Source organism: Streptosporangium sp. DT93, from assembly GCF_049844535.1.
Taxonomy (GTDB): Bacteria; Actinomycetota; Actinomycetes; order Streptosporangiales; family Streptosporangiaceae; genus Streptosporangium.
This window is the reverse complement of record NZ_JBNCLF010000011.1, coordinates 235,706-246,323: the sequence shown is the minus strand read 5'-3', so window position 1 is coordinate 246,323 and position 10,618 is coordinate 235,706. Positions and strand designations below refer to the sequence as shown.

Annotated in this window: 6 protein-coding genes; 2 read left to right on the top strand and 4 right to left on the bottom strand. The window is 70.9% G+C overall.

Annotated features, from left to right (window positions below; translation table 11 throughout):
• Together ACLQ2R_RS23850 and ACLQ2R_RS23845 are read left to right on the top strand one after the other, a co-directional pair.
• On the top strand, positions 1-6,027 hold a 6,027-nt coding region (locus ACLQ2R_RS23850), incomplete at its 5' end, for a beta strand repeat-containing protein (RefSeq protein ID WP_425962731.1).
• 74 nt (positions 6,028-6,101) lie between these two features.
• Positions 6,102-6,923: a hypothetical protein gene (locus ACLQ2R_RS23845; protein ID WP_425962729.1), complete on the top strand. Its 822-nt coding sequence runs from the start codon at positions 6,102-6,104 to the stop codon at positions 6,921-6,923.
• A gap of 99 nt (positions 6,924-7,022) precedes the next feature.
• On the opposite strand, the gene ACLQ2R_RS23840 is transcribed toward ACLQ2R_RS23845, so the two are convergent.
• The 4 genes from ACLQ2R_RS23840 to ACLQ2R_RS23825 are packed head-to-tail and all read right to left on the bottom strand — an operon-like array spanning position 7,023 to position 10,429.
• Complete coding sequence (locus tag ACLQ2R_RS23840) at positions 7,023-7,739, bottom strand: ABC transporter permease (RefSeq protein ID WP_425962727.1); 717 nt, start codon at positions 7,737-7,739, stop codon at positions 7,023-7,025.
• 2 nt (positions 7,740-7,741) lie between these two features.
• Positions 7,742-8,656 (bottom strand): ABC transporter ATP-binding protein, encoded by a 915-nt coding sequence (locus tag ACLQ2R_RS23835; RefSeq protein ID WP_425962725.1) that lies wholly within the window; start codon positions 8,654-8,656, stop codon positions 7,742-7,744.
• A complete protein-coding gene (locus ACLQ2R_RS23830; RefSeq protein WP_425962723.1) occupies positions 8,653-9,531 on the bottom strand; it encodes an ABC transporter permease in 879 nt (292 codons plus the stop codon). The genes ACLQ2R_RS23835 and ACLQ2R_RS23830 overlap by 4 nt, the downstream gene beginning before the upstream one ends.
• Entirely contained in the window at positions 9,524-10,429 is a 906-nt protein-coding gene (locus ACLQ2R_RS23825; protein WP_425962721.1) for an ABC transporter ATP-binding protein, read from the bottom strand. The genes ACLQ2R_RS23830 and ACLQ2R_RS23825 overlap by 8 nt, the downstream gene beginning before the upstream one ends.
• Positions 10,430-10,618: the final 189 nt, after the last annotated feature.

Genomic DNA, 10,618 nt, shown 5'->3' with positions numbered 1-10,618 from the left:
ACGCTGACCTGGACGGGTGACCTGGCGGTCGGGGCGAGCGCGACGATCGCCTACACGGTCACCGTGCGCGACCCCGATCCGGGGAACGCCGTGTTGTCCAACACCGTCGTCTCGCCCACCAGGGGGAGCAACTGCCCGGCGGGGAACGCCGATCCCCGGTGTGCCGCCTCGGTGCCGGTGGCCCGCCTCCTGCTGGAGCTGAGCTACACCCAGGCCGGTGCGACCCCCGGTTCGACGATCACCCTCAACGGCACGTTCACCAACACCGGTCAGGTTCCCTACAGTGGGATCAGCGTCAGCAGTTCCAACGCCGGCGCCTTCGACGACGCCATCCCCAACGGGGACCAGGTCGCCAGCTCGGGAACGATCGTCCTGGACGCCACCGACGTCACCTGGACCGGCAACATCCCCGTCGGGGGCGTCGTCACCCTCACCGGCACCTTGACGCTGAAGAACCCGCCCACCGGCGACCTGGTGGTCACCGGCACCATGGTCTCCGCCGCCCCGGGCAACAACTGCCCGTCCGGGGGTACGGACCCTCGCTGCACGGCGAGGCTCGACGTGCTCGTCCCCGGTCTGACGATCACCAAGACCGCCGACGCCTCCGTCGCGGTCCAGGCGGGCACGGTCGGTTACACGGTCACCGTCGTCAACTCCGGGCAGGCGCCCTACACGGGGGCGACGTTCACCGATCCGCTCGCCGGGGTGCTGGACGACGCGGTCTACAACGCCGACGCGACCGCGACGAGCGGTGCGGTCGGTTTCGCGGGGTCCACGCTGACCTGGACGGGTGACCTGGCGGTCGGGGCGAGCGCGACGATCGCCTACACGGTCACCGTGCGCGACCCCGACCCCGGGGACAAGAGGCTGGTGAACACGATCTCCTCACCCACCGCGGGCGGCAACTGCGCTCCGGCCAACGGTGACCCGCGATGCACCGTCACCGTGACCGTGCTCGTCCCCGCGCTGACGATCACCAGTACCGCGGCCCCCACCACGGCGGTGCCGGGAAGCACGATCATCCATACGATCACCGCCACCAACACCGGGCCGCTCCCCTACACGGGGGCGACGTTCACCGACGCGCTGGCCGGGCTGCTGGACGACGCGTCCTACAACACGGACGCGAGCGCCACGACGGGCACGGTCGGTCTCTCCGGTTCCGTCCTGACCTGGACCGGTGACCTCGCACCCGGCGCGGGCACGACCGTCACCTTCACGGTCACGGTGGACAACCCGGTGACCGGAGACCTGAACCTGGTGACCACGATCACCTCCGCCACCCCCGGCACCAACTGTCCGCCCGGCGGAACCGATTCCCGCTGCGACACCGGCGTCTCGATCACCCAGGCCACCGACCTGACGTTCGACAAGGGCGTGAGCACCGTCTCCGTCGCCGAGGGTGAGGTGGTCACCTACACCGTCACGATCAGCAACAGCGGGCTGGCACCGTACGTCGGCGCGTCGTTCACCGACTCGCTGGCCGGAACACTGGACGACGCGGCGTACAACGACGACGCCGAGGCGGAGACGGGCGTCGTCACCTACACCGCGCCCGACCTGACCTGGAGCGGGAACGTCCCGGCCGCGGGGTCGACCACGGTCGTCTACTCGGTGACGGCGAACTCCCCCGGCACCGGGAACGGGATCCTTTCCAACACGCTGGTGTCGGACTCGGTGGGCGGCAACTGCGCCGCGACGAGCACCGACCCGCGCTGCGCGAAGACGGTGACCCTGGCCGCCTTGGACATCGTGCTCACGGCCGGCGCGCCGACCGCGCTCCCGGGGGGTGTGGTGCGCTACACCACGGTGATCACCAACACGGGACAGACGGCCTACGACGAGGCCAGCGTCCTGTTCGAGGTACCCGACATCGTCGACGACTCCACTCCCAACGGTGACCAGACCGCCACTTCGGGATCGCTGTCACTGACTCCCACGGGACTGATCTGGACGGGGAACGTCCCGGTGGGGGGCAGTGTCACCATCACCGGCAGCAGTACGGTGAACAACCCCGACCTGGGCGACGGGACGCTCACCCTCACCGCGATCTCCACGGCGCAGGGCAACAGCTGTCCCCTGACGACCGCCCCCGGGTGCTCCGCCGTCGTCACCGTGCTCACCCCGGGGCTGACGATCACCAAGATCGCCGACAGGACCGCGGTGGTTCCGGGGGAGGAGGTGGCCTACACGGTGACGATCACCAACAGCGGGGAGTCCGTGTACACCGGTGCCGTCGTCACCGACGACATGACGGGTGTGCTGAACGAGGCGTCCTACAACGCGGACGCGACGGCCACGACCGGCGCGGTCGGCTTCGCGGGGTCCACGCTGACCTGGACCGGTGACCTGGCGGTCGGGGCGAGCGCGACCGTCACCTACTCGGTCACCGCCGGCGACGCCAGCACAGGCGGCAAGCTCTTGACCGACACGGTCGCGTCCACCGAGATGGGCAGCACCTGTCCGCCGGCCAGTGGTGACGTGGCGTGCATCGCGCGAGTCGTCATCCTCACCCCTGTCCTGACGATCACGAAGACCGCCGACAAGGCCTCGACCACGCCCGGTGGGACGGTCACCTACACGATCAAGGCCACCAACACCGGCCAGGTGCCCTTCGAGGAGGCGAACCTCACCGACGCCCTGGCCGGGGTGCTGGACGACGCGGCCTACAACGCCGACGCGGACGCCACGCTGGGAACGGTCGCCTTCGGCGGCCAGGCCATCACCTGGAGCGGCGCCCTCGCCCCCGGCCAAGCGGCCGTCATCACCTACAGCGTCACGGCCGACACCCCGGGGACCGGCGACCGGCGCCTGTCCAACGCCGTCACCTCCACCACGGCGGGCGCCACCTGCCCGGTCGGCGCCGTCGACCCCCGCTGCTCCGGCGAGGTCCTGATCTCCAGGATCACGATCACCAACTCGGCGGACGTGGCCACCGCGGTACCGGCCGGGACGGTGAACTACACGACCACGATCGCGAACACCGGGCGGACGCCGTACAGCGGTGTCGTCGTGGACGACCTGCTCGCCGGTGTCCTCGACGACGCGACCTACGACAACAACGGGACGGCCACGGCCGGCGACTTCACCATCGCCCCCGGAAGTGATCGGGGAGAATGGCGGGGCGCCCTCGCCGTCGGTGACGTCGTCACCGTCACGTTCTCGGTCACCGTGATGAATCCCGACCCCGGCGACAAGGTCCTGACCGCCGTCGCGACCTCGGCCACCCCGGGCACCAACTGCCCCGCCGGGAGCACCGACCCGGCCTGCACCTCGACCGTGACCGTGCTGACCCCCGTCCTGGACGTCTCCAAGAGCGCTGACAGGACCACGGTCACTCCCGGCGGCGTCATCACCTACACGATCACCGCGACCAACGGCGGCGAGACCCCCTACATCGGGGCGACGGTGACCGACCGGCTCGACGCGGTGCTCCCCGACAGCGTCTACAACGGAGACGCGGCCGCTACGAGCGGCACGGTCGTCTTCGCCGGCACCGACGTGATCTGGACGGGGGACCTCACGATCGGCGCGAGTGTGACGATCACCTACTCGGTCACCGTGCGCAGCCCCGACCCGGGCGACAAGCTGATCTTCAACAGGGTCTTCTCCGACACGCCGGGCAGCACCTGCCCGTCCGCCGGGTCCGTCCCGGCGTGCACGACACTCATCACCGTGCTCGTCCCGGCCCTGACGATCGTCAACACGGCCGACACCGTCACGACCACGCCCGGCGGGACGGTCGGCTACACGATCACGATCACCAACACCGGCCAGACCGACTACATCGGGGCCACCGTCACCGACGCGCTGGCCGGGACGCTGGACGACGCAGCCTACAACGCCGACGCGACCGCCACCACCGGCACGGTCGGCCTCACGGGTTCCACGCTGACCTGGACCGGAGATCTCGCGGTCGGCGCGTCGGCGGTCGTCGGCTACTCGGTGACCGTCGACACGCCGGACAACGGCGACAAGGCTCTCAGGGCGGTCGTCACGTCGAGCGAGCCGGGCAGTACCTGCCCGGTGGGTGGCGCCGATCCCGCCTGCGCCTCGACGGTGACGGTCCTGATACCCGGCCTGGCGATCTCCACCGTCGCGGACCGGGCGACCGCGACCCCGGGCGACGTCGTGCGGTTCACGATCACGATCGCCAACACCGGCCAGACCGCGTACGACAGCGTCAGTGTCACCGACGCGCTGGCCGGGGTGCTGGACGACGCCACGTACGGAGGCAACGCGACCGCCGGCACGGGCACCCTCGTGTTCGACAGTCCCACTCTGACCTGGACCGGTGCCCTCGCGGTCGGTGCGACCGCCATCGTCACCTTCAGTGTGGTCACCGGCGACCCGAGCGCCGGAGACAAGATCATGACCAGCGTCGTCGCCTCTGCGGCGCCAGGCAGTACCTGCCCGGCCGACTCCGTCACGCCCGCCTGCAGGGCGAGCGTCACCGTGCTCGTCCCCGCCCTCGACATCGTCAAGACCGCCGACGCGCCGACCACCACCCCCGGTGACACGATCGGCTACACGATCGTCGTCGCCAACGCCGGGGAGACCTCCTACGACGCGGCGAGCGTCACGGACTCGCTGACGGCGGTGCTGGACGCAGCCGACTACAACGAGGACGCCGTCGCCACCACCGGTGTCCTCGGCTACGCCGGAGAGACGCTGACCTGGACCGGTGCCCTCGCGGTCGGTGCGAGCGCCACGATCACCTACTCGATCACGGTGCACGAGGCCGACGACGTCGGCGACAAGCTTCTCTCCAACACCGCGGTCTCCGGCTCCCAGGGGAGCAGCTGTCCCGTCGTGGGTGCCGCGGCGGCGTGCACCGCGTTCGTGCGTGTTCTCGTGCCGGAGCTGACGATCACCAAGAGCGCCGACGCCGGCACCGTCGTCGCGGGCGGTACCGTCGCCTATACGATCACCGCTGTCAACACCGGGGAGACCGACTACCTCGGTGCCACGGTCGTCGACCGGATGACGGAGGTGCTGGACGACGCCGCGTACAACGATGACGCGAACGCCACCGTCGGCACCGTCGCCTACACGGAGCCGGAGCTGACCTGGACCGGCGACCTGGTGGTCGGTGCCGGGGTGACGATCACGTACTCGGTGGACGTCGCCTACCCCGCGCCCGGTGACAGGATTCTTCGTAACAGCGCGACCTCCACCGTTCCCGGCTCGACCTGCCCGATGGACGGGGGAGACCCGAACTGCGTGATGACGGTGATCGTCCTCATTCCCGAGCTCACCGTCACCAAGACCGCGGACACCGTCGGCGTCGTCGCGGGAGGGACCGTCCGCTATACGATCACGGCCACGAACACCGGCGAGGCGCCCTACACCGGCGCCATGTTCGCCGACTCGCTGGCGGGGGTACTGGACGACGCCTCCTACGACGGGGACGCCGTCGCGACCGTCGGTACCGTCACCTACGCGGAACCGACGCTGACCTGGGCCGGTGACCTGCCCGTGGGCGCCAGTGCCGTCGTGACCTTCAGCGTCACCGTCCTCCGCGAGGACACCGGGGACGCCGTGCTCGACAACCGGGTCACCTCGACGACGACGGGGAACACCTGTCCCGTCGGCAGCGCCGATCCCGGCTGTTTCCTCGTGATCGCCGTGACCCCCACCAGCATCACCCTTGAGGGTCTGACCAGCGAGTTCACCATGGCCGGCCGCCCGAACTCGACCGTCAGGAACGACGGGGCCGTGAGCATGACGGTCATCACGAACAATTTCTACGGTTACACCGTCACCGTGGGGACGGATTCCGCCGAACTCACCTCGAACGAGCCCGGCAACACCGTCACCATCCCGGTCGGGAACCTGCGTGTGCGCGAGAGCGGCACGTTTGTCTTCCGGGACATCTCGCCCACCACCTCGCTGCTCGTCCACGAACAGGACGTCCCGTCCGCACCCACCGGAGACGCCATCGTCACCGACTTCGAGGCCGATATTCCCTTCGTGCCGGTCGGCACCTACTCGGTGACGCTCACCTACGTCGCGACGGCCAAATGACGCCGCGCCGGCCCGGGGCAGGGATCGGGGTGCCCCACCGCACACCCGTACATGACACCGTGAAGGAGAAGAGCATGGCATCGATGACGACCGTCCGTCCTTCCGCCGGCGCGCGGCGCGCCGCGGCCCTCTGCGGCCTCGGGGCGGCGCTGACCGTCGTCCTGGCCGCGCCGTCGTCGGCGGCGTCCGCGCGCGACCCGGGGCCCGAGGACACCGGTGCCGCGACGAGGAGCGAAGGAACGGGGACGAGGGGCGAAGGAACGGGGACGAGGAACGGGGGAACGGGGACGAGGGGCGGGGCGGCGGGGGCGAAGGACGAAGGGGCCGGGACGAGGGCGGGGAGAAGCGGGGCGAGGGCCGTCGCCGGGGACGTCCCCAGTCTCGGCATCGGCATCGACAACGGCCGGACCTCCGTCGAGGAGGGCGACCGGCTCACCTACGTCATCACCGTCCGCAACACCGGGACGTCCCGCGTGCGCGGGCTGGACCTCACCCAGAGCCTGCCACCCGGCCTGAGGTTCGTCTCTGCCGACGGCCACGGCACGGCCACGAGGGAGAGGGTCCGCTGGAGTGCCGACGTGCCGCCGGGCAAGGCCGTCACCTTCCGCACCGTCGCGGAGGTGGGCACCACCCCGGAGGACCTCCTGCGCCTGGCCAGCATCGCCTGCGCGAGCACCGAGGGAGGCGACAAGCCGATCGTCTGCGCCACCCACTCCGACCAGTTGCCCGCCGGTGCGGCGGCGGCCGAGGCCGCGCACGCGACGGCCCACCCCGTGACGAGCCGCCTGTGGTACGTGGCCGCCGGCGCCGGCCTGCTGGCCCTGGTGCTGGTCGGCCTGCCGGCCGTCCGCCGGAGCAGCGGCCGTCGCCGTCTGCGGAGATCGTCCGAGCGGTGACACGTCTGAGCGGGGCCCGGGTGCGAACCGGCCCGTGCCGCACCCGGCCGTGCGGCACGGGCGCGGGCCTCGGCACGGGCACGCGTCCGGGGGGGAGACCTACTCGTCGCCGGTGAGGGAGAAGCTCCGCAGGCGCCGGCCCGCCCACAGGACCGCGCCGACGGTGACGACGGCGAGCGCGGAGACGGCGAAGCCGAGGGCGATCTCGGTGGAGAAGAACGCCGAGGACGACAGCTGGTCGGCGACCGTCTGGGCCCACTGCTGGATGGAGAAGCGGCGGGCGCCGGGCACGAAGTTGCCGACCACGCCCTCCCAGACGAGGGCGTAGACGATGCCGATCGTCACCGCGTGCCGGGTCAGCACGCCCAGCAGCATGAACACCGCGGCGTAGGCGATCCCGCCGACCAGGGAACCGAGCGCGAAACCGGAGGCGATGCCGGACTCGCCGCCCACCAGCAGGTAGGCCGCGACGAAGGTCGGCACGGCGCCGAACAGCGCGAGCAGCGAGGCGGCGACCACGAACTTGGTCCGCGCGATCACCGGCCGGGAGATCGGCTTGGACAGCAGGTGGATGATCGTCCCGTCGTCGATCTCGGGGGCGATCACCCCGGTCCCCGCGATCAGGCCCAGCAGCGGGAGCATGGTGCCGATGGCGAAGGTCTGCATGAGCGTGACCGCGCTGCGCTCGTCGGCGGCGCCGAGGAGACGCAGCAGCACGGCCATGGCGATCAGCCCCACGGGCAGCATGACCAGCAGCCAGATCCGGCGGCGGCCCAGGAGAGCCCGGTAGGACAGTCCGGCGATGACACCGTTCATGGTCAGCTGCTCCTGTTGATCAGGTAGGAGAAGACGCTCTCCAGGTCTTCGTCGGAAGGGGAGACCTGCCAGAGGCGTACGCCCGCGTCCTTGGCGACCCTGGGCAGCAGCCGGGTGAAGCGCCGGAAGTCGACGGCCTGCACCTCCAGGCCCGCCTCGGTCAGCGACACCGCGCCCGAGGAGGCGTCGGCGATCAGCGCGGACGCCAGGCGGCGGTCGTCGCTGGAGCGGACCCGGAACAGGTGCGGCCGGTCGGTCATCCGGCGGCGGATCTCCCGGAAGTCGCCGGAGGCGGCGTGGCGGCCGGCCACCAGCACCTCGATGTGCTGGGCGACCCGCTCGACCTCCTCCAGGATGTGCGAGCTGAACAGGATGGTCTTGCCCGCGGCGCCCATGGCGCTGACCAGGTCCATCAGGTGCAGGCGCTGGCGCGGGTCCATGCCGTTGAACGGCTCGTCGAGCAGCAGGACCTGCGGGTCGTGCACCAGGGCGGAGGCCACCTTGACGCGCTGGCGCATGCCCTTGGAGTAGGTCTCGATCCTGCGGTCCTTGGCGCTCTCCATCTCCACCAGGGCGAGCGCCTTGCGGGCGGCGTCGTCGGGGTCGGGCAGGCGGTGCAGCCTGGCGCTGGAGAGCACGAACTGCCAGCCGGTGAGGAAGCCGTAGACGGCCTCCCGCTCGGGTACCAGGCCGATGGAGCGGTAGATCTCGTGGTTGCGCCAGATCGGGGAGCCGTCCAGGGTGGCGGTGCCGCCCGAGGGGGCCAGGAACCCGGCCATCATGTGCAGCAGCGTGGACTTGCCCGCCCCGTTGGGGCCGAGCAGGCCGGTGACGCCGGGGCCGATGGCCATGGTGATGTCGTTGACGGCCACCACGTTGCCGTACCAGCGGGAGACCTGTGCCAGTTCGATGTTCATCGGGCGGCAGCCTTCCGGTAGCGCGCGATCAGGGCCGTCACCGACAGCGCGATCAGCGCGAGCACGAGCGCTCCGGCGGCCAGGGGCCCGGCACCGGAGGGGTAGACGACGCTGGAGGCCGGGACGGCGTCGAAGATCCCGACGTGCACGGCGGCGTCGACCAGGAAGAACGGGTTGATCAGCCATGCCCAGGCGGCCGTGGCGTCGTCGCCCATCGACTCCAGCGTCGCGTACAGCACGGTCGAGACCGCGGAGGCGAGCAGGTAGAAGGCGATGATCGAGGCGACGCCCAGCCCCCGCCGGGGGGTGAACGAGGCGATGGCCACGCCCAGGCAGGCCAGCAGCACCGCGTAGACGACCGCTCCGGCCATGCTCGTGAGGTACTCGACGGTGTGCGTGTCCCCGGGCATGTCGATGATCACCTCACCGACGAACAGCAGGGTGAGCGGCAGGGCCAGCAGCAGGAACATGGCCGCCGTCATCGCCGCGAGCTTCGCCCCGACGTAGTTCCACAGCGTCACCGGGCGCGACAGGTAGAGCGGCAGCACCCGGAAGCGAAGGTCCGGCGCGACCGCGTACGGCGACTGCGAGGCCAGGAAGATCGCGAGCACCGCCTGCATGACCACCGCGTACTCGGTGTAGCGCATCCCCTCCTGCTTGATCAGCGCCATGATCGCGATGGACACGACCGCGGGCAGGAACATGACGCCCACCAGCAGGAACGGGATGATCTTCGAGCGGGCGGTGCGGCCGAGCCCGAAGACCCCGCGCAGGGTGTGCGTGGTCAGCGCGACGGTGGCGTGGCCGCGGCCGAGACGCGCCCCCTCGTAGTGGCGGTATCCGATGTCGTGGATGACACCCGTGGGCTCAGACACTGGCGGGCTCCCTGAAGACGTCCTCGATGCGCTGGCGGCCCTGCTCCACGCGGATCAGGGAGAGGTCGAGCTCGCAGACGGCGTCGCGGAGCGTGTCGAAGGTCTCCGGGGCGCGGACGTGGACGAGCAGCAGCCTGCCGTGCGCGGTGACGGTCTCGCCGAGCTCGGTCAGCCGGGCCGCCAGCGCGTCCTGGCCCTCCTCCACCTCGACGGTCACGGTCTGGGTCTGCTGGGTGAACTCGCCGATGGCCGAGGAGCGCAGCAGCGTGCCGCCGTCGATCACGATGACGTGGTCGCAGACCCGCTCCAGCTCGCCCAGCAGGTGCGAGGTGACCAGCACGCTGATGCCGAACTCGGAGCCGATCCTGCGGATCAGCGCGAGCATCTCGTCGCGGCCGGCCGGGTCGAGGCCGTTGGTGGGCTCGTCAAGCAGGACCAGTCGGGGGTCGTGCACCAGGGCCTGGGCCAGCTTGACGCGCTGCTTCATGCCGGTGGAGTAGCCGCCCATCGCCCGGTAGCGCTCCTCGTACAGCCCCACGTGGCGCAGCACGTCGGCGGCGCGCTCGCGGGCCGCGGTGCGCGGCAGGCCGGACATCTGGGCCATGTGCACGGTGAACTCGGTGGCCGACAGGTCGGGCGGGAGGCAGTCGTGCTCGGGCATGTAGCCCACGACGCGGCGGATCTCGTCGCCCTTGGTCGTCACGTCCATGCCCAGCACATGGGCGCCGCCCTCACTGGGTTCGAGCAGTCCGAGCAGGATCTTGATCAACGTCGATTTGCCCGCGCCGTTGGCGCCGACCAGGCCGGTCACGCCGGGGCCGACGGTGACGGTGAGCCGGTCGAGTGCCGTCACCCGGGGGAAACGTCTGGTCAGTCCCTCGGTGGCGAGGATAGTCATGGTCGGACCTTATCGGCCGTGATGGGAGGGGCACCTCGGCCATACGAACGAGTCGCCTCGTCCGTAAGAGCGGTTTCCGGCGGCCGGTCAGGCCCCGGGGGGAGAGAACCGGGGGAGTCGGAACCCTGCCGGATCAGGGCCGGGGCGGGGAGCTCGGCCGTCAGGCGGGGGCAGGGGGAAGCCCGGCGG